15 protein-coding genes, 16 tRNA genes and 3 rRNA genes are annotated in these 25840 nt (G+C 42.1%); 5 read left to right on the top strand and 29 right to left on the bottom strand.

The window, feature by feature from the left end; genetic code table 11:
• The first annotated feature begins 126 nt into the window (after positions 1–126).
• Together LG336_RS02995 and LG336_RS02990 are read left to right on the top strand one after the other, a co-directional pair.
• Complete coding sequence (locus tag LG336_RS02995) at positions 127–1794, top strand: long-chain fatty acid--CoA ligase (RefSeq protein ID WP_404331076.1); 1668 nt, start codon at positions 127–129, stop codon at positions 1792–1794.
• Positions 1795–1913: 119 nt separating this feature from the next.
• Positions 1914–2918, top strand: coding sequence for a phosphotriesterase (locus tag LG336_RS02990; protein ID WP_404331075.1), 1005 nt, complete (start codon positions 1914–1916; stop codon positions 2916–2918).
• 72 nt (positions 2919–2990) lie between these two features.
• On the opposite strand, the gene yhbH is transcribed toward LG336_RS02990, so the two are convergent.
• The 6 genes from yhbH to queG form a co-directional block, all read right to left on the bottom strand.
• Positions 2991–4160 carry a sporulation protein YhbH gene (gene yhbH, locus LG336_RS02985; protein WP_404331074.1) on the bottom strand — a complete coding sequence of 390 codons (1170 nt, stop codon included), beginning with the start codon at positions 4158–4160 and terminating at the stop codon, positions 2991–2993.
• A gap of 234 nt (positions 4161–4394) precedes the next feature.
• Positions 4395–6290 carry a PrkA family serine protein kinase gene (locus LG336_RS02980; protein WP_404331073.1) on the bottom strand — a complete coding sequence of 632 codons (1896 nt, stop codon included), beginning with the start codon at positions 6288–6290 and terminating at the stop codon, positions 4395–4397.
• Positions 6291–6696: 406 nt separating this feature from the next.
• Complete coding sequence (nfsA, locus tag LG336_RS02975) at positions 6697–7446, bottom strand: oxygen-insensitive NADPH nitroreductase (protein WP_404331072.1); 750 nt, start codon at positions 7444–7446, stop codon at positions 6697–6699.
• 105 nt (positions 7447–7551) lie between these two features.
• Positions 7552–8025 (bottom strand): tRNA (uridine(34)/cytosine(34)/5-carboxymethylaminomethyluridine(34)-2'-O)-methyltransferase TrmL, encoded by a 474-nt coding sequence (trmL, locus tag LG336_RS02970; RefSeq protein WP_404331071.1) that lies wholly within the window; start codon positions 8023–8025, stop codon positions 7552–7554.
• A 284-nt stretch (positions 8026–8309) separates the two neighbouring features.
• Entirely contained in the window at positions 8310–9209 is a 900-nt protein-coding gene (locus LG336_RS02965; protein WP_404331070.1) for an amidase domain-containing protein, read from the bottom strand.
• Positions 9210–9351: 142 nt separating this feature from the next.
• Positions 9352–10485 carry a tRNA epoxyqueuosine(34) reductase QueG gene (queG, locus tag LG336_RS02960; protein ID WP_404331069.1) on the bottom strand — a complete coding sequence of 378 codons (1134 nt, stop codon included), beginning with the start codon at positions 10483–10485 and terminating at the stop codon, positions 9352–9354.
• 106 nt (positions 10486–10591) lie between these two features.
• On the opposite strand from queG, the gene LG336_RS02955 reads away from it, so the two are divergent.
• A complete protein-coding gene (locus LG336_RS02955; RefSeq protein ID WP_404331068.1) occupies positions 10592–11263 on the top strand; it encodes a B3/4 domain-containing protein in 672 nt (223 codons plus the stop codon).
• Positions 11264–11671: 408 nt separating this feature from the next.
• On the opposite strand, the gene LG336_RS02950 is transcribed toward LG336_RS02955, so the two are convergent.
• The 3 genes from LG336_RS02950 to LG336_RS02940 form a co-directional block, all read right to left on the bottom strand.
• Positions 11672–11745, bottom strand: a tRNA-Gly gene (locus tag LG336_RS02950).
• Between the two features lie 134 nt (positions 11746–11879).
• Positions 11880–13178 (bottom strand): MFS transporter, encoded by a 1299-nt coding sequence (locus LG336_RS02945; protein WP_404331067.1) that lies wholly within the window; start codon positions 13176–13178, stop codon positions 11880–11882.
• Between the two features lie 121 nt (positions 13179–13299).
• Positions 13300–15255 carry a CoA-disulfide reductase gene (locus LG336_RS02940; RefSeq protein WP_404331066.1) on the bottom strand — a complete coding sequence of 652 codons (1956 nt, stop codon included), beginning with the start codon at positions 15253–15255 and terminating at the stop codon, positions 13300–13302.
• A gap of 207 nt (positions 15256–15462) precedes the next feature.
• On the opposite strand from LG336_RS02940, the gene LG336_RS02935 reads away from it, so the two are divergent.
• Entirely contained in the window at positions 15463–16521 is a 1059-nt protein-coding gene (locus LG336_RS02935) for a sulfite oxidase (RefSeq protein WP_404331065.1), read from the top strand.
• 64 nt (positions 16522–16585) lie between these two features.
• Here LG336_RS02935 and LG336_RS02930 read toward each other — a convergent pair.
• The 19 genes from LG336_RS02930 to LG336_RS02840 form a co-directional block, all read right to left on the bottom strand.
• A tRNA-Leu gene (locus LG336_RS02930) sits at positions 16586–16667 on the bottom strand.
• Positions 16668–16676: 9 nt separating this feature from the next.
• Positions 16677–16751: transfer RNA gene (locus tag LG336_RS02925), tRNA-Cys, on the bottom strand.
• A 9-nt stretch (positions 16752–16760) separates the two neighbouring features.
• Positions 16761–16835: transfer RNA gene (locus tag LG336_RS02920), tRNA-Gly, on the bottom strand.
• A gap of 5 nt (positions 16836–16840) precedes the next feature.
• A tRNA-Gln gene (locus tag LG336_RS02915) sits at positions 16841–16915 on the bottom strand.
• Positions 16916–16956: 41 nt separating this feature from the next.
• Positions 16957–17032, bottom strand: a tRNA-His gene (locus tag LG336_RS02910).
• Between the two features lie 122 nt (positions 17033–17154).
• Positions 17155–17230: transfer RNA gene (locus tag LG336_RS02905), tRNA-His, on the bottom strand.
• Between the two features lie 6 nt (positions 17231–17236).
• Positions 17237–17310: transfer RNA gene (locus LG336_RS02900), tRNA-Trp, on the bottom strand.
• Positions 17311–17389: 79 nt separating this feature from the next.
• Positions 17390–17473: transfer RNA gene (locus LG336_RS02895), tRNA-Tyr, on the bottom strand.
• Between the two features lie 74 nt (positions 17474–17547).
• Positions 17548–17620, bottom strand: a tRNA-Phe gene (locus LG336_RS02890).
• A 176-nt stretch (positions 17621–17796) separates the two neighbouring features.
• Positions 17797–17873, bottom strand: a tRNA-Asp gene (locus LG336_RS02885).
• 3 nt (positions 17874–17876) lie between these two features.
• Positions 17877–17950, bottom strand: a tRNA-Met gene (locus LG336_RS02880).
• A gap of 22 nt (positions 17951–17972) precedes the next feature.
• A tRNA-Val gene (locus tag LG336_RS02875) sits at positions 17973–18048 on the bottom strand.
• 38 nt (positions 18049–18086) lie between these two features.
• A tRNA-Glu gene (locus LG336_RS02870) sits at positions 18087–18161 on the bottom strand.
• Between the two features lie 8 nt (positions 18162–18169).
• Positions 18170–18260 (bottom strand) — tRNA-Ser (locus tag LG336_RS02865).
• A 5-nt stretch (positions 18261–18265) separates the two neighbouring features.
• Positions 18266–18341, bottom strand: a tRNA-Asn gene (locus tag LG336_RS02860).
• A gap of 19 nt (positions 18342–18360) precedes the next feature.
• Positions 18361–18476: ribosomal RNA gene (rrf, locus tag LG336_RS02855) — 5S ribosomal RNA — on the bottom strand.
• 118 nt (positions 18477–18594) lie between these two features.
• Positions 18595–21531, bottom strand: a 23S ribosomal RNA gene (locus tag LG336_RS02850).
• Between the two features lie 274 nt (positions 21532–21805).
• Positions 21806–23356: ribosomal RNA gene (locus LG336_RS02845) — 16S ribosomal RNA — on the bottom strand.
• Together the 16S, 23S and 5S rRNA genes with 15 tRNA genes alongside form the textbook arrangement of a ribosomal RNA operon.
• 307 nt (positions 23357–23663) lie before the next feature.
• Positions 23664–24533, bottom strand: a complete 870-nt coding sequence (locus LG336_RS02840) for a nucleotidyltransferase-like protein (protein WP_404331064.1) — start codon at positions 24531–24533, stop codon at positions 23664–23666.
• A 141-nt stretch (positions 24534–24674) separates the two neighbouring features.
• On the opposite strand from LG336_RS02840, the gene LG336_RS02835 reads away from it, so the two are divergent.
• Positions 24675–25019: a YgzB family protein gene (locus LG336_RS02835; protein ID WP_404331063.1), complete on the top strand. Its 345-nt coding sequence runs from the start codon at positions 24675–24677 to the stop codon at positions 25017–25019.
• A 100-nt stretch (positions 25020–25119) separates the two neighbouring features.
• Here LG336_RS02835 and perR read toward each other — a convergent pair whose 3' ends face one another.
• On the bottom strand, positions 25120–25563 hold the full coding sequence (gene perR, locus LG336_RS02830) for a peroxide-responsive transcriptional repressor PerR (protein ID WP_404331062.1): 444 nt from the start codon (positions 25561–25563) through the stop codon (positions 25120–25122).
• Positions 25564–25840: the final 277 nt, after the last annotated feature.

Genomic DNA, 25840 nt, shown 5'->3' with positions numbered 1-25840 from the left:
TGCTATAGACTCAAAAAATACATTTTAATTCGTTTGAATATTCTGTTATCATTGTAATGTGTTCAATTGAAAGCGATTTCACGTTTTGTGCAAGGATTTGTAATTTTTAATGGTGGTGGTGATTAAATGTTTACACGGCATTTTGAATTTTGGCCAAAGCGTTTATCAAAATCTTTACCTATACCCGAAACAACGATTTATGACAACCTAGAAACAACAGTGAAACGGTATCCGAATAAGACAGCGATTGTCTTTTACGGGACTGAAATCACCTATAAACAACTTTATACAGAAGTAAATAAACTTGCTGGATACTTACAGCATGAGCTTGGTGTTTCCAAAGGCGATCGTGTTGTGCTTTATATGCAAAATTCACCTCAGTTTATTATTGCCTTTTATGCGATTTTACGTGTAGATGCAGTAGTTGTCCCAATTAATCCAATGAATGTAAAAGAGGAAGTTGCCTTTTATTTAGAAGATTGTGATGCAAAAGTGGCAATCGCTGGGCAAGAGTTGGTTCCTGAAATTGAACCATGTATTGGGATCACCCCTCTTCAGCATCTAATTGTAGCTGCCTATTCGGACTATGCCCAAAAAGAAATAGATTTCGAGGTTCCTCCTGTTGTCGCTGCTGCTAAACAAACCTTTGCCTCCAGTACCATTATTGATTGGAATAAGGCTCTATTTGCTACCAAGCCTGCAGGACCAAGCCAGGCCGAAAGTAATGATTTATGTTGCTTACCGTATACCTCTGGAACAACCGGAAAACCAAAAGGATGTATTCATACACATAAAACCTTACAGGCGACCCTTTTAGGAGGAATTGTATGGGCACATTCCTCACCAGCTGATATTGGTCTCTCCACACTGCCTCTTTTCCATGTTACCGGGATGCAACATAACATGAATGGACCGATTTACTTGGGTGCAACAATGGTTGTGATGACACGCTGGGACCGGAATGTTGCCTTAAAATTAATCGAAAAATACCGCATTACAAGATGGACGAATATTTCGACCATGGTAGTGGATTTCTTAGCGAACCCTAATCTAAAAAAGGATGCAGTTGAATCACTTAAAATGATTGGCGGCGGCGGAGCCCCTCTTCCTGAGGCAGTTGGCGAAAAACTCTATGAACTGACAGGACTTCGTTATGTAGAAGGTTATGGATTGACAGAAACCATGTCGCAAATACACCAAAACCCTCTCCATCGCCCGAAGTTACAGTGCCTAGGGATGCCCCAGTTTGATGTAGACGCTAGAGTTGTTGACCCCGTTACACTAAAAGAACTAGGACCACATGAAGAAGGCGAAATTATTGTTACCGGAGAGCAGGTATTCAAGGGATACTGGAATCGACCTGAGGAGACTAAAAATGCTTTTGTCACTTTTGAAGGTAAGGAATTTTTTAGAACTGGCGACATTGCTCGTTATGACGAGGAAGGCTATTTCTTCTTAGTTGATCGGGTTAAACGAATGATCAATGCCTCTGGGTTTAAAGTATGGCCAGCCGAGGTAGAAATGACCTTATATAAACATCCCTCTGTTCAGAGCGCATGTGTAATTGGCGCGCCTGACCCTAGACGTGGGGAGACTGTTAAAGCATTTATCGTCCTTAATGATAGTGGACGAGGAACAACCGAGGACGAAATTATTGCTTGGTCAAAAGAGCATATGGCCGCTTATAAGGTGCCAAAGATTATTCAATTTCTTGACGCACTTCCAATGTCAGGAAGCGGAAAAATTCTTTGGAGAAAACTTCAAGAGCAGGAAGAACAGAAAGTGAAAGGTTAAATCATCATTAAGAAGTGAGATATAACCTTCTCAGAGAGAATGAACAGGAGATTTTAGCTTTACATTTATGTCTTAACCTACTAAAATTCCAAAACCTCAAATTGAAAGGGGCTTTTTTCATGACCATCATTCAATCTGTAACAGGACCAGTACATTCTTCTGAACTAGGTTTGACACTAATTCACGAGCATATGCGTGTTCGCTCTGAGTCTGTATTTGTTCAATTCCCTCATTTGTATGATGAAGAGAAAGAGCTTGCTAAAGCAGTAGAGCAAGTGAACTCTGTTAAAAAGCTTGGTGTCAAGACGATCTGTGATCCGACTGTTATGGAACTAGGACGTGACATCCGCTTTATTGAGCGGGTATCCCGCGAAACGGGAGTCCAAATCATTGCCGCAACAGGAATCTACTCTTATCATTACATCCCACCACATTTCCAAAATCGTGATATTGATTATATGGCTGAATTATTTGTTCGAGATATCGAAGTTGGCATTCAAAATACCTCTATTAAGGCTGGTTTCTTAAAATGTGCCACTGACTCACAAGGTATCACCCCTGATGTTGAAAAGGTCATTCGTGCCGTCGCACGTGCTCACAAGAAAACAGGCGTCCCGATTATGACTCATTCTCACCCAGGAACTGGAACCGGCTTAAACCAACTTAACATCCTCACAGAGGAAGGTGTCGACCCTAGCAGAATCTTGATTGGGCATACTGGTGATACAGATAACATGGAATATATCCTGAGAGTACTCGAGTATGGGGCTTTTATTGGAATGGACCGCTACGGCTTAACTAGAGAAGTTTCGACTGAGAATCGAAATACAACTGTCATTGAACTAGCGAAAAAAGGGTACGCTGACCGTATGTTTTTATCACAAGACCATTGCTGTACGATTGATTGGTATCCTGAAGAAGTTCCCGGACTCATGTTTCCGAAATGGACGATGAGTTTTGTTCTGGAAGAAATTATTCCGGAATTAAGGAACGCTGGTGTCACAGAGGAACAAATCAACCTGATGATGGTAGACAACGCTCGCCGGTGGTTGGGAGGAGATGATCAAATACGGAAACTTTCCAACGTGGAAATAACAGACACTGAGTTTGGGAAAACCAAGTAGAACCCACTGATTACCTATGAAGATAAAGTGAAAGATAAAAACGACAAGCTCTTTAGCCTGTCGTTTTTTAAGTTACGCATACATTTTATCTTCTTGTTCTTTCCTGAAAAAGCTCTTCATCGCATGGAATACATCGGCTTTTTGCTTGAGGATAAAATGGCGGAATTTCTCATCATTGATGTTTTTATAAGCGGACATTAACGTCGAGTGGCGGTTGTACTGATTCACTTCACCGTATCCAAACATATTGGATACTTTCATTAGTTCTTCAACCAACTTCACACATCGTGCATTATCTGATGTCAAATTATCTCCGTCAGAAAAGTGAAACGGATAGATATTAAATTTTTGAGGATCATATTTTGTATCAATTAACTCAAGGGATTTTCGGTAGGCAGATGAACAAATCGTTCCGCCACTTTCTCCTTTTGAGAAAAAGTCCTCCTCTGAAACTACCTTGGCTTCGGTGTGATGAGCAATAAATTCAATTTCAACTGTTTCATATTTTGAGCGTAAAAACCTCGTCATCCAGAAAAAGAAGCTTCGAGCCATATACTTTTCCCATAGCCCCATACTGCCACTTGTATCCATCATGGCTAATACTACCGCTTTTGAATCAGGTTTAATGACCTCGTTCCATGTTTTAAATTTCAAATCTTCCTTATAAATGGGGTGAAAAGATGGCTTTCCTTTCATTGCATTCCGCTTATACGCAGACATCATCGTACGTTTTTTATCAATATTCCCCATTAACCCTGTCTTCCGAATGTCATTAAACTCAATGTCTTCAATGACATCCTCTTGATTTTGTTTACGCTGCAGATTAGGCAGCTCCAATTGTTTAAATAACGCTGCTTCTAGTTCCATAATGGATACTTCTGCTTCATAGTAGTCTTCTCCAGCCTGGTCCCCGGCTCCTTGACCTTTCCCTGGAGCTGGCTGCCCTGATCCATCACGAGCCACGACATCTCCGACCTTGCTGTCCCCAGTTCCCTGGCCCACATGTTTATTTTTATCATAATTGTAGCGTATCTTATACTCATCCAGAGAACGGATTGGAATCTTGACTACCTCCCTGCCGTTCGACATCACGATGCTCTCCTCAGTAATAAGATCAGGAAGATTATTCTTAATTGCCTCCTGAACTTTTTCCTGATGGCGTTGCTGATCGTCATAGCCTTTGCGGTGGAGGGACCAATCTTCCTGGGAAATTACAAACTGGCCGTTGTTTTCTTCGGTCATTTTCGAACCCCTCCTGTTCTTTTTTAATCACATATCTGCCTTAATTGTCATACAATAACTCGGGTGTAAAAAACCAAACTTTAACTGTGATTACTCTATCATATGCAGGGGACAAAAATAATTTACAAATAATTTAGACAATTTATCTTTTACCACTCGAATTGGACTGGCCCAATTTTTATCTAACCAAGTAGAAACAAAAGGAATCTGCGATTTGCAGATTCCCCTAAATTTTTACCGGTTTAAAAGACTACCCACATAGCGAAGTAGTTCATTTGCAGAAGTTGAGTTATACCCATGTTCATCTATGAGTCTTGCAACCACTTCATTAACCTTTTTCAACTGTGTTTCGTCAGGTGTTTTGGTTGATGTTGTGATTTTAACAACATCCTTTAGATCAGCAAAGAGCTTCTTTTGGATGGCTTCTCTCAGGCGATCATGGGAGTTATAATCAAATCTCTTTCCTTTACGTGCATAAGCAGAGATGCGAATGAGGATTTCTTCACGGAATGCCTTTTTGGCATTCTCAGAGATTCCAATTTGCTCTTCAATCGAACGCATCAGCTTTTCATCTGGATTGATTTCTTCTCCTGTGAGTGGATCACGGAGCTTCGCTTTATTACAATAGGCTTCCACATTATCCAAATAATTGTCCATAAGCGTTTTAGCAGACTCTTCATATGAATAGACAAACGCCTTTTGAACTTCTTTCTTCGCGATATCGTCATACTCTTTCCTCGCGACCGAGATAAAGTTCAAGTAGCGCTCTCGCTGTTCCTGAGAAATGGAAGGGTGTTGATCCAGGCCTTCTTTTAAGGACCTTAAAACATCTAATGCATTAATTGATTGCATGTTCTTTCGAATAATTGTGGAAGAAATCCGATTAATGACATAACGTGGGTCAATTCCACTCATACCCTCATCTTGGTATTCCTTCTTTAGCTCCACAACATCAGCTGAGTTGTAGCCTTCGACACTTTCTCCATCGTAAAGGCGCATTTTCTTAACAAGGTCAATATCGCCCTTTTTTGGCTCCTTCAACCGCGTAAGAATGGTAAACATCGAAGCGACCTTCAAGGTATGTGGCGCAATATGAACATTGCCAACATCACTTTCACGAATCATCTTATCATAGATTTTTTCTTCTTCCGAAACTTTCAAATTGTACGGAATTGGCATCACGATAATTCTCGAATGCAACGCCTCATTCTTTTTGTTTGAAATGAACGAGCGATATTCTGTTTCATTTGTATGAGCAACAATCAATTCATCAGCCGAGATTAAAGCAAATCTACCAGCCTTGAAATTTCCTTCTTGAGTTAGTGATAGCAGGTGCCAGAGAAATTTCTCATCACATTTTAGCATTTCTTGGAATTCCATCATGCCTCGATTGGCCTTATTCAGTTCTCCGTCAAAACGATAGGCACGTGGATCCGACTCCGAACCAAATTCTGCAATGGTTGAAAAGTCAATGCTTCCCGTTAAGTCTGCAATATCCTGCGATTTAGGATCTGAAGGACTAAATGTTCCGATACCAGTTCGCTTATCCTCCGAGAAGAAGATTCGTTCAACTCGGACATCCTCAATTCTTCCACCATACTCCTGTTCAAGTCTCATCATGTTAAGCGGGGAAAGATTCCCTTCAATACGAATTCCGTATTCATCATAGAAATCTTTACGGAGATGATGAGGAATTAAATGTAACGGGTCCTCATGCATCGGACATCCTTTTATCGCGTATATTGCACCTCTATCTGTCAGCGAATAGGACTCAAGCCCTCTTTTTAGCATCGTGACAAGCGTAGATTTACCACCACTTACCGGCCCCATTAACAGCAAGATCCGCTTACGTACATCTAACCTTTTTGCCGCTGGATGAAAATACTCTTCAACCAGACGTTCTAGGGACTCTTCCAGTCCAAACAACTGTGAATTGAAAAAGGTGTACTTTTTCTTTCCCTTCTCTTCCTCAATGCCAGCATCTCTAATCATATTATAAACTCTTGAATGTGCCGATTGAGCTACCCATGGCTGTTCCTTTACAATCTCCAGATATTCTCTGAACGTCCCTTCCCATCTAAGGTTCTCTTCTTCCTCACGATACTTCTCAATTTTTCTTAATATCTCCATAAGGACCTCCCTGTCTTGCGATTATCGAGAGACGATTAATATACCTTATGCACGGATGAAATTGAACATGCCAACAACCTATAAACTCTCTTTAAAGAATCTGTTGAAAAATAATACCATTTCTTCACAGCTGAGTTACTTTAGGCTATAATAAAAACAGGTATGGGAAAATCGGACAAAGGGGGCTTACATAATGAATCTTTTATTGATTATTGGTGTTTCAATCGCATTTCTAGCAGCAATCTTCACTTCAGGCTATGACGATAAGCCAGGAGTAACAAAAAAATAAGAAATAAAAAAGAAGCTGCGACATCTTGCAGCTTCTTTTTTATTGGCTCTTTTCTTAAACTACATCTTTACGGATGGTAAATTTTAGTGGATTTAGCTGATTTTACAGCCCTTGACTTTAACGTAAATCCATTTTCTGTTTTTGAACAAACTCTTTCATGTACATTCTTGATTTTTTCTCAAGCATTTGGCCAATCTGTCCTGTCCAAGTGTCCTCACGCTTGCCGCCAGTTCTTTCCTTGTAGTATTCAGAGATAATTTTATTATAATCCTCTAGTTGCTTCTTAAAAACAACCTCGTCCTGTTGATACTCATTCTCCATATAAACATGGTCTAATGGTAGTCTTGGTTTCTTATCATTTATTTTTTCTGGATACCCTACCGCCATTCCAAATACTGGAATAACATGCTCTGGCGTTTTCAATATCCTCTGAACTTCTTCAAGATTGTTCCGAATTCCACCGATATAGCAAATTCCTAAGTCCATAGATTCTGCTGCAACCGCTGCGTTTTGGGCAGCAAGAGCGGCGTCTATAAGGCTAACCATAAATTTTTCTGTACTTTCAAGAGAAGGAAGGACATCATTTTTCTCCATCTCGGCAATGATTGCGTGACGATGCAAATCAGCACAAAAAACGAAGAAGTGGCCATTATTCGCTACATAAGGTTGATTTCCAACTACCTCAGCAAGCTTGTCCTTTTTAGATTGATCGGTTACCCCGATAATAGAATAGGCTTGGATAAAACTAGAAGTTGAAGCTGCCTGAGCACTCATGACAATTTGTTCAATCTGTTCCTTTGATAAAGCCCTATCTTGAAAATTCCTTACAGAGCGATGGTTTAACATTGTTTCAATTACCTGGTTCATTCTATCCCATCCTTTCATGAAAATAGCTATGATTATGTAGTGTACAGTTAGTGCCTTTCTCTCACGGAATTTTATTGCGGAGGACCAGAATATCGGTCCTCGCTTTTAGAATAAGTTTGGATAATCACGTTGCCTAAGCGCTTCATACACCAGAACTGCCGCCGTATTAGATAAATTTAATGATCCGACATTATCATTCATTGGGACCCTTAATGCACGATTCTTATTACGGGCAAGCACATCTTCGGGTAGTCCTGTTGTCTCTTTCCCAAAAATAAAATAGTAGTCCTTTTCTGGTTGACTATAATCAAAATCCGTATGAGGCTTAGAGCCATGCTTCGTTAAATAGAAATATTCTCCACCCTTGTTACTTTTATAAAAATCCTCAAGTGAATCATGATACCTGATATTTACAAATTCCCAATAATCTAAACCGGCTCGTTTTACCCTTTTGTCATCCATAGAAAAACCTAAGGGACCTATTAAATGTAAAACTGTTCCTGTTGCCGCACAAGTTCGAGCGATGTTTCCCGTATTAGCCGGAATCTCTGGTTGATATATAACAACATGTAGTGCCACAAATTTTCACCTCAACATTAAATCTAGTTGTTATTATATCACTAACAACTAGGCTCTTTTCTCAAACTTGGTTGTTTTAGATGATAAAGTTTGATTTGGTGACCTATATTTATACCTCAAATTAGGGCGATTTGCGAGAAAAGAGCTTGTAAACTACATTTTTACGCATAGAATAGCTTAGCTTGCGTTAAAATCGGCATTAGGTAGTAAAAATCGGTTTTATGATTTTTACAATTTTAACAACAATCTTTACGAAAACATTCAATAACTAAAGACAAGCCTGTTTAGTGATCATCAACCACTGTGAAAAACTTATACTTTATATTAGGAGTATAAGCAGTAGAGTCCTCATAGGCCCAGTACCGCCTTCTGCTATTTGCCGTATGTGCATTCACAAGTGGCATCCCGTCAGCATCCTTTGCGGTCACAATGGTCGTGTGATCAAAACGACCATCCCCCTGAAAATCATAACAAATCACATCCCCAGGCAGAAGTTGACTTGGACTGTTTACTTCTTTTGCTCTTACACCCGTCTTAGCGCCAGGCATATACCATCGCATTGAATTTGCGACCGACCAGCTATAGCTCCAATTATTATTCCTCATCCACCACCCTTTTGAGCGATTAGAGAACCCTAGCATCGGTGCCCCCCCTGCATGTAGACATTGAGAAATGTAGTTCGTACAGTCCACATCGAAACTTTTAAATGCAGGGTTATAGTCATTCCACCATCTTTCCGCATATTGGACAGCCTTCAAACGGTCGTATTTAAAAGATTTTCTAACCTCTTCCTCTACTTCATCTTGCTCTTCCTGATTTCTTGCCACCTCATTGGTTTCGACTTTAGGTATTTCCAAAGCGTCTAAGTTTATCTCGTTATCCTCTACGAGAATTCCTTTATAAAAGTCAGCTTTTCGCTCTTCGACCCGTTCTTCAATTAAAAAGGCATTCTTTTGTTTTATTAAGTATTGATAGTGGACTTTGTAAAATACTTCTGTTCCTTCAGTTGTTTTTCCTTCTTTCGTTATTTTTCCTTCAGCAGTAATTCTAAGGATTTCAGCTCCTCTATTTATACAACTTTCCTTTGTCCTCTCTATAAATGGACAGTCATGAATTTCGCTTCTAGACTGTGAAACATATTGTCTAACACGCTGTTCTAATAAGTTTTGAAGTTGTTCTCTCACAAAGCATCTCTCCCTTCATCACATATGTATGAGAAGAATGGTGCTTTCAGATATAGAAAAGGATGGAAGTAGTTGGCCGCAGTATGGAAAAATTAAAAAACACCCCAAATTCACAATTGGAGGTGCATAATCTTTAGACTAGTTACTGACTTATCCTGCTTAATCCCGTTTTGATTTCAGCCAAAACCTCTTCATCTTTTTCATACTCCAGTGCTTTATCCAATGCCAATTTTGCCTCTAGACCACCTATCTTCGCTAATGACCAAGCAGCTGTCCCACGTAAAACTGGACGCGGGTCCTCCTTCATTACTTTTACTAAATCAGGTACAGCACTTTCATCTTTATAATGAGCAAGAGCAATAACCGCATTTCTTTGGATTGGTTTTTTCCCTCTCCACGAACCAGATACTGGGCCAAACTTCTCCTTAAAGTCACGGTTACTAATATAAAGGATTGGCTTCAATAACGGCTTTGCGATCTCTGAATCTGGTTCCGTTTCCGTATGAAAGTGAAAGTCCTTCCCCTTATTGATTGGGCAGGCAGTTTGACAAGAATCACATCCATAAAGACGGTTCCCAATTTTATCTCTAAATTCCTCTGGTAAAAATCCTTTCGTCTGCGTTAAAAAAGCAATACAGCGTTGACTATTCATTTGCCCCCCTTGGACAAGGGCACCTGTTGGGCAGGCTTCAAGACACTTTGTACACGAACCGCATTGATCCTCAATTGGAGAATCTGGCTCAAAAGGAAGATTGGTAATCATTTCGCCAAGGTAAACATATGAGCCAAACTCAGGTGTGATAATTGAACAGTTCTTCCCACTCCAGCCAATTCCCGCACGTTCAGCTACAGCCCGATCAACTAGCTCTCCCGTATCAACCATTGATTTAAATTTAGCTTCTGGAACCTTTGAAGCAATGTATTCTTCCAACATTTTTAGCTTTTTCCTTAAAATATGGTGGTAGTCCTGTCCCCAGGAAGCTCGACAGAATATCCCTCTTCTTTCACCTTTTTTACTGACCACTCTTACCTTCATTTTTGAAGGATACGCTACAGCAATGGCAATAATAGATTGTGGGTTATTGAAAATTAACTCCGGACGTATTCGTTTCTCAATATCAGGCTCTTCGAAGCCAGATTGGAACTGAAGCTCTTGTTGACGTACCAGTCTATTTTTCAATTCTGTAAAAGGCGCAGGAGATGCAAAACCAATTTTATCGATGCCGATTGTTTTACTGTACTGTATTATGTCATGCTGCAATTCTTTAATATTCATTAGGGTACCTCCCTTCTATTTCAAAAATCTCTATTTTAGTTGTATATTTTAAAAGCACATAATGAATATGATAAACTATTTTAAAGGAATTTTGGAGGTGGAAACATTGGAAATTATGGTTTCCAGTGAGTTATGTAGGCTAGTCCCTGGGTTTACTGCAGGCGTTATCCAGTACCGGGACATTCGTGTTGGCGCATCGCCACAAATGTTAAAAGGCAGACTTCAATTATTTCAGGAATCTATCTTTTTTGAGCTTGAAGACAAAAACCTGACTGATTTCGATGGCATCAAGGAATGGCGTCAAATTTTCAAACATACTGGAAAGGATCCAAATCGATATAGACATTCGGCAGAAGCACTTTATCGAAGAATTAAAAAACAAAACTATCTCCAAACTGTACATAGCGCCACCGATTTGAATAATTTCTTCTCTCTCAAGTACGAAGTGCCAATCGGCATCTATGATACCGATAAAATTAACGGAGATATCGAGTTGAAAATCGGGGCAGAAAAAGAAGAATATTTAGGGCTAAACGGGCGAATGAACTCGTTACAAAACCTGATTGTTTCCAGCGATGAAACTGGACCATTCGGAAGTCCCTTTGTAGACTCTGAACGCACTTCTGTAACAGAGGATACTAAAAATGCTCTGCAAATAATTTATCACCGCCCCTCACTGGATGGTAAGAAAAGTCACCAATTAACTGAGTCTCTTATGGATATGTTTCTGCAGATCCACGGAGGAGAAGGACACTACACGATGATTGGATGCGAATAGCATCCTTTTTTTCTTACATAGTCATCGCGTAAACAAAGATTAGTGTGAAAAAAGTTCATCTGGTCCAATATAAAAAAACGAAGATACGAGGATTGATGCGCTAAACCGAATTTAGGCGTTATGAGTTCTTTATGAGGAGCAAAATGATTTACCTTAATCATAAAACAGGCTCTATGAACATTTCATGAGGACCAAAATGATTGCTTTAAGAATAATTCGGGCTCCATGAATTTTTCATGAGGACCTAAATAATCACTTAAAGCATTATTCGGGCTCCATGAACTCTTCATGAGGGCCATTCCCCTATTAAACTTAAAATAACAAAAAGGTTCCCGAAAAAGACCTCAATAAACTAAAAAACGCAATACTTCGTTTCTAGTTAAACGAAATACTGCGTTATATATGTATTGGAGCGGGTGATGGGAATCGAACCCACTACATCAGCTTGGAAGGCTGAGGTTTTACCAGTAAACTACACCCGCATATTTAAAATAATAAGTATAGTAATTATAGCCCTTTGACTCTTTCTATAATACATAGTTTTTTCTTTTAAGTCAATCACTTCTGTAGGTTTTTGTCGAAAAAACTTTTTTGGAATAGGGAGAACCAGTTCACTTTACGATTGAGCTGGTTCTTCCTGTTTATTTGGTTTTTTAGCAAGTAACGAACAAAGTATCCCAATCACCGGGAAAATGAGCGTTATCATGATAATTTCTTGGTAGCCTCCAAATAAATCAAAGGCAAAGCCAAATGGAAGTGGACCTAAAGCCGAACCAATAACCATTATGGTCATTGCACTCCCCTTTATGCTCCCAAGAGCCATCCGTCCAAAGTAGGAGGGCCACACATAATTTAGCGCAATTCGTTCAAACCCATTACTAAATCCCCAGAGCACTCCGAAAAAAAGCGCCATCCCAACAGAGTTGGTAAATTGAAGCAGTACAAGAAAGATAATCTCGCCTACAAAGATACCAGCTAGGATAAGATTTACTTTTACACGGTCTAATACAAACCCAGCCACGATTGAGATTGGAAAACCGACAATGGCCATTAAACTAAGCACAATTGCTGCTGTCCCGTTCGTTAGCCCATTTTCTTTGAAAATTGATATCAAATGAAACGTTAATCCAGTATTTACCAGTGCGGGGATACAAACCACTACCAACAGTAACCAATAGGCTCTCGTTTTCTTGGCTTCCTGTAAGGTCCAATTTACTTCTAGGTTTTTTGGTGTATTTTTGGTTTCGCCTTTCTTCCCATTATCATTCTTATGTTGAATGATTTCTCCATCTGGTAGTAACCCCAAGTCCTCAGGTTTATTACGAATCAAGAAATAAGCAAGTGGAACAAAGACAACTAATAGCAATAGCCCCCAAACTTTCCACGAGAAGCTCCATCCCCATTCAGAAACCAACCAAGCATTTATCGGTGGAAAAGCTGCTGAACTTGCAAATCCGCCGATTGCCATCATACTAAGAGCCTTTCCTCTTTTTTCTATAAACCATTGGGGGATCAATGTATTTGGAATTAATGTCATTGAGCCCTGCCCTAAAAGTCTTAGAAAGAAAAAGCCAATAAATAGCATCGTCATATTAGCGACAAGGCTGTTCCAAAAACAAGCAAGACCTAAGCCAATTCCAACTAAGACAGCCATTTTCCTTTGACCTTGCACATCTATAAACCTACCCACGAACAACATGCATAGACCTGCTGCTAACGTCGCTCCAGAGTATATGCCGGAAACCTGCGAACGACTCCATCCAAAATCATTTATGTAAGAATCAATAAAAACAGAAACGGAATAGGTTTGACCTGGTCCTGAAAAAAACACTCCCATTGCTCCGATAAACACAATAACCCAACCATAATAAAAAGGTGTATTGACGGGTGGTGATGTAATAGCCTGTTCTCTCATTGTTAAAACCTCCCTGCTAAGCATAGCAAAGTAGCTTTTAAAATGTCTATTCATAGTTTAGTAAATTCGTAATAAAAAACTCCACTATCACAAGTATAATAGTGGAGTTGAATATATATTTCTACTTCTTTTGAACCCAGAATTTAATTAATGGTCCATCTTGTTCTGTATTTAGGATAGTGTGTCCTGCATTTCGAGCCCAGGCTGGAAGGTCATTTAGCGCACCTTTATCAGTCGCTTGAAGTTCAATGACTTGGCCGCTACCGATTGAGTCGATTCCCTTTTTAAGTTTAATAATTGGCATTGGGCAAGTAAGACCCGCAACATCTACTACGGAATCAGCTTTAATATTTAGATTCGTTTCCTTTTCTGTTTCTACTTTTACTTCAACTTCTCCGCGGTCATTTGTATCGAAGTCTTTTTTAATATTGCTTCCAAAAACGGAAGAGTATGTTTTCCAACCACCATCCACATTTTTTACACGATAACCTTGATTCATAAGGATACGAGTGGCCAAATATCCGCGCAACCCAACTTGACAGCTAACATAGATTGTCTGGTCTTTTGGTAGTTCGTCTAACCGGTTTCTTAAATCATTTAATGGAATATTTATAGATCCTTCGATGAACCCGAATTCTCTCTCGATTGGTTCACGAACATCAACTAAAAGTCCACCTTCTTCAATAATTTTATCAATCTCGTGCCATTGGACATGCTCCAATTCTCCATCCAAAATATTGGTCGCAACATAACCTGCCATGTTTACTGGATCCTTTGCAGATGAAAACGGAGGTGCATAGGATAATTCTAAATTTGTTAAATCCTCGACCGTCAGGCCTCCTTTAATTGCTGTCGCAATAACGTCAATTCGCTTATCCGCTCCGTCCGCACCAACAGCCTGTGCCCCAAATATCTTACCGGTTTCTTTGTCAAATACCAACTTTAGTGCAATTGGGGCAGCCCCAGGATAATATCCTGCATGTGAGTTAGGATGAATATGTGCTACTTCATAAGATACCCCTAGGCGTTTAAGAGTTTTCTCATTGCTTCCAGTAGCGGCAACAGTTAAGTCAAATACTTTTGCAATGGACGTACCTAATGTTCCTTGGTATTTCTCTTGTTTGCCCATCATATTATTTGCGGCAATACGACCTTGACGGTTTGCTGGTCCAGCCAGTGGAATCATTGCTTTTGTTCCATTAATATAATCCACAACTTCTATCGCATCACCAACAGCGTAAATATCTGGATTTGAAGTCTGAAGATATTCATTCACAATAATTCCGCCGCGCTCTCCTAGCTCTAAGCCTGCCGTTTTTGCTAGTTCATTTTCAGGTCTAACACCAATGGAAAGAATGGTCATATCCGTGTCAATTTCAGTTCCATCTGAAAGGATAATCTTCTTCCCTTCGTTAGCGAAAGATTCCACCCCGTTTTCTAACACAAGTTTTACACCCTTGTCTTTTAAATGATTATGCAATATGCTTGCCATTTCAAAATCAATAGGGGCCATTATTTGATTCGCCATTTCAACAATCGTTACTTCTACCCCACGATCAGCAAGGTTTTCAGCCATCTCGATTCCAATAAATCCTCCGCCTACAACAACTGCCTTTTGGGGACTTTTATTATCAACATAGTCTTTTATTTTATCTGTATCTGGAATATTTCTTAGCGTAAACAATGATTTATTTTCATTAAGCCCTGGAATTGCTGGCACAATCGGTCTGGCCCCAGGAGATAATAATAATTTGTCATAAGTTTCTTCATACACTTCTTCCGTTTGAAGATTTTTAATCATTACCTTCTTTTGATCAGAATTAATGCTCATTACTTCACTTAAATTGCGAATATCAAGCTTAAAGCGCTCTGACATGCCTTCAACCGTTTGAACTAACAATTTACTTCTGTCTTTAATTGTTTCACCAATATAGTATGGTAAACCACAGTTTGCAAATGAAATATGTTCTCCTCGCTCCACCATTACCACTTCAACATCTTCACTAATTCTTCTTAGTCTAGCTGCAGCAGTGGCACCACCAGCAACTCCACCAACAATCACAATTTTCTTAGTCATCTATATGTCCTCCTATTTAATAAAGGTTTTTTATTTAGTTATTTATTTTACAAAACAAATATACCACGTGGGGTATGTTGTTAACCAACTTAAATTTGACAAATTCGTTACAATTTAAAAGATGCCTTAATGGAATGCGCTAAATACTCGCTTTTAGTTCTATGGAGGGATTTTGCCAATATGTTAATTATGGAGGCGGTGAGATGGATGAATAAGAAAGTAAAACCCTATTTAATTACACGGTCTTTACAGCCAGAAAATCAGGAATCCCCCATCCATTTTATAAAAAATATGGAGACTCCCTTACACTACTTTTACCGAAGAAATCATTTTCCTTATCCTGTACTAAACCAATATAACTACTGGCTGCAGGTTGCAGTTGGTCAATCAAAGAAACGATATATTCATTTATCAGAATTGCTCGCAATGCCCGCAACAACCTTGACAGTACCGCTTGAATGCGCTGGAAATAAACGAGCGAAATTCTCCACAAAGGTCTATGGGGAGCAATGGGAAGATGGAGCCATTAGTCAGGGGGAATGGACAGGAGTTCCGTTAAGGAATCTCTTAAAGGACACCGAGTTAACAATGGAAGCACAGGAAATTGTCTTTGAAGGTGCCGATCGTGGTAAGAAACCTGGAAATGAAGGGCTTGTGCCTTATAAAAGGAGTTTACCTCTAGAAAAAGCACTGCACCCAGATACATTGGTTGCCTATAAATATAATAACAAGCCTCTCACTGTTAAGCATGGTCATCCTTTTAGACTGATTGTTCCTAATTGGTATGCGATGGCATCTGTTAAATGGCTCCAGAAAATCGAGATTATTAAACACAAGTTTACTGGACCTTTTCAAACTGAAGATTATATGTACTATCCAAATAAAAATAATAACCAAGAGAAAGTTCCGGTCACAACCTTAAATGTTAATTCGACGATTCAGCAACCTTTAAACTATTCAATTTTGAACTCAGGTACACACAAAGTGGAGGGAATTGCTTGGACAGGTCAAGGGAAAATAAAAGAGGTACAAGTAAGTTTTGACAACGGTCAGACCTGGACTAAAGCAAACTTATCAAGTAATGGTGATTCGGTCTATTCATGGATTCACTGGTCCTTGGTTTGTGAGTTCAACAATAAAGGAGAGTATACAATCCTATCTAGAGCTGTTGATTCTAGTGGCCGTGTTCAACCTCATACGCCCTTCTGGAACCGAAAAGGGTATGGATTTAATGCTGTTTCGACAGTTCATGTAAAAGTGGAATGACTCTTTATACCAAATAAAAAAGAGATAGGAAATTATCCTATCTCTTACATTTCGATAATAATGATACCGGTGGTCGGGGTCGAACCGACACTCCTCACGGAACACGATTTTGAGTCGTGCGCGTCTGCCAATTCCGCCACACCGGCAAATTACTATGGAGGCGGCAACCGGATTCGAACCGGTGAATAAAGGTTTTGCAGACCTTTGCCTTACCACTTGGCTATGCCGCCGGTATATAATGGAGCGGAAGACGGGATTCGAACCCGCGACCCCAACCTTGGCAAGGTTGTATTCTACCACTGAACTACTTCCGCGAAAATGGCTGGGCTAGCAGGATTCGAACCTGCGAATGACGGAGTCAAAGTCCGGTGCCTTACCACTTGGCTATAGCCCATTAATATTGTATTCAAGTCATTATATAATGTGAACTAAAAATGGGGCGACCGATGGGAATCGAACCCACGAGTGTCGGAACCACAATCCGATGCGTTAACCACTTCGCCACGACCGCCATAATTGGCAGGGATAGTAGGAATTGGACCTACGAATGACGGAGTCAAAATCCGTTGCCTTATCGCTTGGCTATAGCCCATTAGCATTGTATTCAAGTCATTATATAATGTGAATTAAAAATGGGGCGACCGATGGGAATCGAACCCACGAGTGTCGGAACCACAATCCGATGCGTTAACCACTTCGCCACGACCGCCATAATTGGCAGGGGTAGTAGGAATTGAACCCACACCAAAGGTTTTGGAGACCTTCGTTCTACCTTTAAACTATACCCCTAAAGATTATATATGAAATCTATTTTACTTCGCTACGCTCTGTAAAAAGCTTTGGTTATTTTCACTTCGTGAAAAAACTATGGTGGAGGGGGACGGATTCGAACCGCCGAACCCGAAGGAGCGGATTTACAGTCCGCCGCGTTTAGCCACTTCGCTACCCCTCCGAAAAGTATTACTACTAGGATTCCATTTTACTAAATCTAAACCTAAATTTCCACCTTAAATTAAATATAAAAGGTGGCTCAGGACGGAATCGAACCGCCGACACATGGATTTTCAGTCCATTGCTCTACCGACTGAGCTACTGAGCCTTATTAATGTATTGACCCGCTTAATAATTTGTGCGAGTCCATTGCTCCAAAGACCTTCGGTCTTCCTCGCAAGTTGCCTCAGAAGCTTATTCAAAGATGGTAGCAACTTGCTCTACCGACTGAGCTACTGAGCCATATTATGATATTGTTTTAATTGATGCCATATTTTTAAAAAATGGCGGTCCGGACGGGACTCGAACCCGCGACCTCCTGCGTGACAGGCAGGCATTCTAACCAACTGAACTACCGGACCAGATTGCGGGGGCAGGATTTGAACCTGCGACCTTCGGGTTATGAGCCCGACGAGCTACCGGACTGCTCCACCCCGCGATAATAATATTATAAAACAATATGGTGGAGGATGACGGGATCGAACCGCCGACCCTCTGCTTGTAAGGCAGATGCTCTCCCAGCTGAGCTAATCCTCCAAAATGATGTGAGTTGTTTTCGCAAAGCGAAAAAACTTTGGTGACCCCTACGGGATTCGAACCCGTGTTACCGCCGTGAAAGGGCGGTGTCTTAACCGCTTGACCAAGGGGCCGGTTTTTATGGCGGAGAGCAAGGGATTTGAACCCTTGATACGCGGTTAGCGTATACACGATTTCCAATCGTGCTCCTTCGGCCACTCGGACAGCTCTCCATAAATGGCTCCGCAGGTAGGACTCGAACCTACGACCGTTCGGTTAACAGCCGAATGCTCTACCAACTGAGCTACTGCGGAATAGTATTATTAGAAAACCGCCTGGCAACGTCCTACTCTCACAGGGGGAAACCCCCAACTACCATCGGCGCTGAGAAGCTTAACTTCCGTGTTCGGCATGGGAACGGGTGTGACCTTCTCGCTATCGCCACCAGACAACTTTTCAAGACATCTTCTATTATAATGCCTTTAAAATATTTTTCAAGAGGAAATTTTGTTCCCTCAAAACTAGATAATGTGTAAGAAGTAAAGCAAAACTATTTGTATCAATAAATTGGTTAAGTCCTCGATCGATTAGTATCAGTCAGCTCCACACGTCACCGCGCTTCCACCTCTGACCTATCAACCTGATCATCTTTCAGGGATCTTACTAGCTTGACGCTATGGGAAATCTCATCTTGAGGGGGGCTTCATGCTTAGATGCTTTCAGCACTTATCCCGTCCGCACATAGCTACCCAGCGATGCCTTTGGCAAGACAACTGGTACACCAGCGGTGCGTCCATCCCGGTCCTCTCGTACTAAGGACAGCTCCTCTCAAATTTCCTGCGCCCACGACGGATAGGGACCGAACTGTCTCACGACGTTCTGAACCCAGCTCGCGTACCGCTTTAATGGGCGAACAGCCCAACCCTTGGGACCGACTACAGCCCCAGGATGCGATGAGCCGACATCGAGGTGCCAAACCTCCCCGTCGATGTGGACTCTTGGGGGAGATAAGCCTGTTATCCCCGGGGTAGCTTTTATCCGTTGAGCGATGGCCCTTCCATGCGGAACCACCGGATCACTAAGCCCGACTTTCGTCCCTGCTCGACTTGTAGGTCTCGCAGTCAAGCTCCCTTGTGCCTTTACACTCTGCGAATGATTTCCAACCATTCTGAGGGAACCTTTGGGCGCCTCCGTTACATTTTAGGAGGCGACCGCCCCAGTCAAACTGCCCACCTGACACTGTCTCCCACCCCGATCAGGGGTGCGGGTTAGAATTTCAATACAGCCAGGGTAGTATCCCACCGACGCCTCCACCGAAGCTGGCGCTCCGGCTTCCAAGGCTCCTACCTATCCTGTACAAGCTGTACCAAAATTCAATATCAGGCTGCAGTAAAGCTCCACGGGGTCTTTCCGTCCTGTCGCGGGTAACCTGCATCTTCACAGGTACTATAATTTCACCGAGTCTCTCGTTGAGACAGTGCCCAGATCGTTACGCCTTTCGTGCGGGTCGGAACTTACCCGACAAGGAATTTCGCTACCTTAGGACCGTTATAGTTACGGCCGCCGTTTACTGGGGCTTCGATTCAAAGCTTCGCGTGAGCTAACCTCTCCTCTTAACCTTCCAGCACCGGGCAGGCGTCAGCCCCTATACTTCGCCTTGCGGCTTCGCAGAGACCTGTGTTTTTGCTAAACAGTCGCCTGGGCCTATTCACTGCGGCTTTTCAAGGCTTTAACACCCTAAAAAGCACCCCTTCTCCCGAAGTTACGGGGTCATTTTGCCGAGTTCCTTAACGAGAGTTCTCTCGCTCACCTTAGGATTCTCTCCTCGCCTACCTGTGTCGGTTTGCGGTACGGGCACCTTTTATCTCGCTAGAGGCTTTTCTTGGCAGTGTGGAATCAGGAACTTCGGTACTATATTTCCCTCGCTATCACAGCTCAGCCTTCGCGGTAACGGGATTTGCCTCGTTACCAGCCTAACTGCTTAGACGCACATATCCAGCAGTGCGCTTACCCTATCCTCCTGCGTCCCCCCATTGCTCAAACGATAAAGAGGTGGTACAGGAATATCAACCTGTTGTCCATCGCCTACGCCTTTCGGCCTCGGCTTAGGTCCCGACTAACCCTGAGAGGACGAGCCTTCCTCAGGAAACCTTAGGCATACGGTGGATGGGATTCTCACCCATCTTTCGCTACTCATACCGGCATTCTCACTTCTAAGCGCTCCACCAGTCCTTACGGTCTAGCTTCAACGCCCTTAGAACGCTCTCCTACCGCGGACATCGTAAGATGTCCACCCACAGCTTCGGTGATACGTTTAGCCCCGGTACATTTTCGGCGCAGAGTCACTCGACCAGTGAGCTATTACGCACTCTTTAAATGGTGGCTGCTTCTAAGCCAACATCCTGGTTGTCTAAGCAACTCCACATCCTTTTCCACTTAACGTATACTTTGGGACCTTAGCTGGTGGTCTGGGCTGTTTCCCTCTTGACTACGGATCTTATCACTCGCAGTCTGACTCCCACGGATAAGTCATTGGCATTCGGAGTTTGTCTGAATTCGGTAACCCGATGAGGGCCCCTAGTCCAAACAGTGCTCTACCTCCAAGACTCTCACTTCGTGAGGCTAGCCCTAAAGCTATTTCGGAGAGAACCAGCTATCTCCAGGTTCGATTGGAATTTCTCCGCTACCCACACCTCATCCCCGCACTTTTCAACGTGCGTGGGTTCGGGCCTCCAGTAGGTGTTACCCTACCTTCACCCTGGACATGGGTAGATCACCTGGTTTCGGGTCTACAACCACATACTTATTCGCCCTATTCAGACTCGCTTTCGCTGCGGCTCCGTCTTCTCGACTTAACCTTGCATGTAATCGTAACTCGCCGGTTCATTCTACAAAAGGCACGCCATCACTCATTAATGAGCTCTGACTACTTGTAGGCACACGGTTTCAGGATCTCTTTCACTCCCCTTCCGGGGTGCTTTTCACCTTTCCCTCACGGTACTGGTTCACTATCGGTCACTAGGGAGTATTTAGCCTTGGGAGATGGTCCTCCCAGCTTCCGACGGGATTTCACGTGTCCCGCCGTACTCAGGATCCACTCAGGAGGGAACGAAGTTTCAACTACAGGGTTTTTACCTTCTCTGACGGGCCTTTCCAGACCACTTCATTTACCCCGTTCCTTTGTAACTCCATGTTGAGTGTCCTACAACCCCAGAAGGCAAGCCTTCTGGTTTGGGCTAATCCCGTTTCGCTCGCCGCTACTCAGGGAATCGCATTTGCTTTCTCTTCCTCCGGGTACTTAGATGTTTCAGTTCCCCGGGTCTGCCTTCAATACCCTATGGATTCAGGTAAAGATACTGTTCCATTACGAACAGTGGGTTTCCCCATTCGGAAATCTCCGGATCAAAGCTTACTTACAGCTCCCCGAAGCATATCGGTGTTAGTCCCGTCCTTCATCGGCTCCTAGTGCCAAGGCATCCACCGTGCGCCCTTTCTAACTTAACCTATGGACGAATTTATTCGTCTCTATAAGACAATCATGTCTTTGGTTTCTCTTTTTAATAAAAGAGAGAAAAATTAAAAAAGCGATACAAATGTGTGTTTTACTTTTGCCTTCTTACTTACGATTATCTAGTTTTCAAGGAACAAATTAAAAAGCTTTGAGAGAATTGCACTCTCAAAACTAAACAAACAAGCTAATCAACAGTGCAAATTTTTAAATTTGCTTAGTACGAACCGAAGGTTCGCATTCCGAATGCCCTTACGGCATTATCCTTAGAAAGGAGGTGATCCAGCCGCACCTTCCGATACGGCTACCTTGTTACGACTTCACCCCAATCATCTGTCCCACCTTAGGCGGCTGGCCCCTAAAAGGTTACCCCACCGACTTCGGGTGTTACAAACTCTCGTGGTGTGACGGGCGGTGTGTACAAGGCCCGGGAACGTATTCACCGCGGCATGCTGATCCGCGATTACTAGCGATTCCGGCTTCATGCAGGCGAGTTGCAGCCTGCAATCCGAACTGAGAATAGATTTATGGGATTTGCTTGACCTCGCGGCTTCGCTGCCCTTTGTTCTATCCATTGTAGCACGTGTGTAGCCCAGGTCATAAGGGGCATGATGATTTGACGTCATCCCCACCTTCCTCCGGTTTGTCACCGGCAGTCTCCTTAGAGTGCCCAACTGAATGCTGGCAACTAAGGACAAGGGTTGCGCTCGTTGCGGGACTTAACCCAACATCTCACGACACGAGCTGACGACAACCATGCACCACCTGTCACTCTGTCCCCCGAAGGGGAACGCTCTGTCTCCAGAGTTGTCAGAGGATGTCAAGACCTGGTAAGGTTCTTCGCGTTGCTTCGAATTAAACCACATGCTCCACCGCTTGTGCGGGCCCCCGTCAATTCCTTTGAGTTTCAGCCTTGCGGCCGTACTCCCCAGGCGGAGTGCTTAATGCGTTTGCTGCAGCACTAAAGGGCGGAAACCCTCTAACACTTAGCACTCATCGTTTACGGCGTGGACTACCAGGGTATCTAATCCTGTTCGCTCCCCACGCTTTCGCGCCTCAGCGTCAGTTACAGACCAGAGAGTCGCCTTCGCCACTGGTGTTCCTCCACATCTCTACGCATTTCACCGCTACACGTGGAATTCCACTCTCCTCTTCTGCACTCAAGTCCCCCAGTTTCCAATGACCCTCCACGGTTGAGCCGTGGGCTTTCACATCAGACTTAAAGGACCGCCTGCGCGCGCTTTACGCCCAATAATTCCGGACAACGCTTGCCACCTACGTATTACCGCGGCTGCTGGCACGTAGTTAGCCGTGGCTTTCTGGTTAGGTACCGTCAAGGTACCGGCAGTTACTCCGGTACTTGTTCTTCCCTAACAACAGAGCTTTACGACCCGAAGGCCTTCATCGCTCACGCGGCGTTGCTCCGTCAGACTTTCGTCCATTGCGGAAGATTCCCTACTGCTGCCTCCCGTAGGAGTCTGGGCCGTGTCTCAGTCCCAGTGTGGCCGATCACCCTCTCAGGTCGGCTACGCATCGTGGCCTTGGTGAGCCGTTACCTCACCAACTAGCTAATGCGCCGCGGGCCCATCTGTAAGTGACAGCCGAAACCGCCTTTCAGCATTCCCTCATGAGAGAGAATGAATTATCCGGTATTAGCCCCGGTTTCCCGGAGTTATCCCAGTCTTACAGGCAGGTTGCCCACGTGTTACTCACCCGTCCGCCGCTAACTTTTAAAAGCAAGCTTTTAAAAGTTCGCTCGACTTGCATGTATTAGGCACGCCGCCAGCGTTCGTCCTGAGCCAGGATCAAACTCTCCAATAAAATGTAGAGTGATTAGCTCATAAAATAAAACGTCGGCTCATGTTCTTCTATAATAGAAGACATGATAAATATTGTTTGTTGACGCTTGTTTGTTTAGTTTTCAAAGAACATTTCAATCAACACTTCGCTCTGAAGCGACTTTATTAATATAGCATATGGTGTTTCCTATTGTCAACACCTTTTGTTTGTTTTTTTTAAAACAAACCGTCAACTGCAAAATGTTTTTTCTTTGTTTAGCAGCGACGGTTATTAATATAACAAGGATTTTTAAAAACGTCAATAGATTTTTCATTTTATTAGTATACTTTTATCCAACTATCCGATAATGCCTATGATAAATACCCTGCCCTTTAGTCTCTACAAGCACAACTTCAATATAGTTTTTTTCAATTAAATACTCCACAAGGATACCTAAATCAACAGAGTACACAGCTAATTCCTTATGCTCCATCATGTCATTAAAAGTCCAAACATCCCGTTCCTCTAAAACGGACAGGAAATGAAAAGAGCCCACTTGTGTTCTTGAATGAATCAAAAACTCACTTGCCAGAAACAATAGCTCTAGTCTTTTTTCCATTGTTTCCTCACTTGAGACAAGTTCTTCATATAGTTTATAGATTTCAGGATCAATATGTTTAACCTGTGGCCAAACCGTTACTTCAGGATGAAAACCATTTTCGATGATTGCAAGCCTAGCCAAATGGTGTAGGGAATGAATCACATGGTTATAGGCATCTAAATAATGAAGTTCATCAAAAAATGCCTTTCCATCCCTATACCTACGAATTAAGTGGGCAAACTCGACCCCCATTTTGACTTTGCGCCCATAAAACGGAAAATCCCTTAGTTCCTTTTTTAAATGATGAATAAAATCATTTCGATCGAATATGACCTTACCTTCATATAACCAGTCAAAAATTTTTCGGTTATTCCCAAGAAGCATCCATTCCTTTAACTGAGCCTCTGTAACAATGTGCATAGCCGCTTTCTTATTATCATAAGAATAATGTTTTACATACACTGGCTGGTTTCCACTTTTTACAATAATAAGCAAAATCGAATCAAAAGTATCAGTCGTTGGTGATACTTTCTGTGGTTTCTTTTCAACTAGCATAATTCCAATCGTATTGGGCTGACTGGCCCTTTCCTGGTAAATCGGGCGAAGGATATCCTCCATGGCAATTCCTCCAATTTAATATTAGACATAATTATGTTCGACAAGCTTTAAAAAAATCCTGCCAAATCAAATCATCGTTTCTCTGTGAAATAACCTTCCAAAATGATATGATAGAAATATTCTCTAGGGAGGGAAAAAGGGATGGCTAAACACTCAAGTAAAATTAATAAAATCCGCACATTTGCCTTAAGCCTTATCTTTGTAGGCTTTATTGTAATGTATGGCGGTATTTTCTTTCGAAATCATCCAATTGTCATGACCATCTTCATGCTTTTAGGATTGCTTTTTATTATCGCAAGCACTATCGTTTATTTTTGGATTGGAATGTTATCAACAAAAACGGTACAAGTTGTTTGTCCTGAATGTGGGAAAACAACTAAAGTACTAGGGCGTGTCGATATTTGTATGTATTGCAACGAACCTTTAACTCTAGATCCCTCACTCGACGGAAAAGAGTTTAACGAAAGTTACAATAAAAAACAATAGACAAAAAAAACAATTCGCTTTATAACGTAAAAAAACTCGACAGTTAGGTCGAGTTTTTTTACGTTATAAATTATAAAACTGCTGGCACCCCAGCAGCTCTTCAATGCGCTTCTTTCCCCGAACAATCAGGGCAGACTCCATAAATCTCTAATCTATGGTTGCCTACAGTAAAGCCTGTCACATGCGATGCAAGTTGTTCAACCTCGTCTAAGCCCGGATAATGGAAATCAACTATCTTTCCACAGCTTTTACAAATCACGTGATAGTGATGCGTCGTTACAAAATCAAATCTACTAGATGCATCACCATAGGTCAGTTCTTTAACCAGACCCACCTCACGAAAAACCCTGAGGTTGTTATACACTGTAGCCACGCTCATATTTGGGAATTTCCCTTCAAGCGCTTTATAAATATCATCAGCTGTTGGATGGGCCATAGACTCAATTAAATATTCGAGTATCGCATGACGCTGAGGCGTTATACGAACCCCTGTATCCTTTAAGGAATCTAGCGCTTCTTTTAATTGATTCTCAACCACCGCCATGCACCTCTTCTCTTTACAAATTATTACTTTATAATATTTATAAATAGTGTACTAGGTCTTCGGCTCTTTTGTCAATATTCGCACTAGTATAAGTGCAATTCTTTTTTCTAAAATATTGGCTTAAAGAAGCCTAACCCTAATTATAAAAATGTAACTAGCCTCCATTTCATTATCAAGTGATTGATAACAAAGACCTTTTTGGTACATATGTATGCTGCTTATTTGTAAAAATTTCTAATTATTTTCTTTGAGACATAACAAGAATAATCGCATGTTT

The sequence above is a fragment of the Mesobacillus maritimus genome (assembly GCF_044803185.1).
Taxonomy (GTDB): domain Bacteria; phylum Bacillota; class Bacilli; order Bacillales; family Cytobacillaceae; genus Mesobacillus_B; species Mesobacillus_B maritimus_B.
The sequence above is the reverse complement of the archived record's forward strand: the minus strand, read 5'-3'. Positions and strand labels throughout refer to the sequence as shown.

Coding starts and splice junctions, on each gene's coding strand:
- LG336_RS02995 (WP_404331076.1), top strand. CDS start 127: ATGTTTACACGGCATTTTGAATTTTGGCCAAAGCGTTTATCAAAATCT.
- LG336_RS02990 (WP_404331075.1), top strand. CDS start 1,914: ATGACCATCATTCAATCTGTAACAGGACCAGTACATTCTTCTGAACTA.
- yhbH (WP_404331074.1), bottom strand. CDS start 4,160: ATGACCGAAGAAAACAACGGCCAGTTTGTAATTTCCCAGGAAGATTGG.
- LG336_RS02980 (WP_404331073.1), bottom strand. CDS start 6,290: ATGGAGATATTAAGAAAAATTGAGAAGTATCGTGAGGAAGAAGAGAAC.
- nfsA (WP_404331072.1), bottom strand. CDS start 7,446: ATGAACCAGGTAATTGAAACAATGTTAAACCATCGCTCTGTAAGGAAT.
- queG (WP_404331069.1), bottom strand. CDS start 10,485: ATGAATATTAAAGAATTGCAGCATGACATAATACAGTACAGTAAAACA.
- LG336_RS02945 (WP_404331067.1), bottom strand. CDS start 13,178: ATGAGAGAACAGGCTATTACATCACCACCCGTCAATACACCTTTTTAT.
- LG336_RS02940 (WP_404331066.1), bottom strand. CDS start 15,255: ATGACTAAGAAAATTGTGATTGTTGGTGGAGTTGCTGGTGGTGCCACT.
- LG336_RS02935 (WP_404331065.1), top strand. CDS start 15,463: ATGAATAAGAAAGTAAAACCCTATTTAATTACACGGTCTTTACAGCCA.
- LG336_RS02840 (WP_404331064.1), bottom strand. CDS start 24,533: ATGGAGGATATCCTTCGCCCGATTTACCAGGAAAGGGCCAGTCAGCCC.
- LG336_RS02835 (WP_404331063.1), top strand. CDS start 24,675: ATGGCTAAACACTCAAGTAAAATTAATAAAATCCGCACATTTGCCTTA.
- perR (WP_404331062.1), bottom strand. CDS start 25,563: ATGGCGGTGGTTGAGAATCAATTAAAAGAAGCGCTAGATTCCTTAAAG.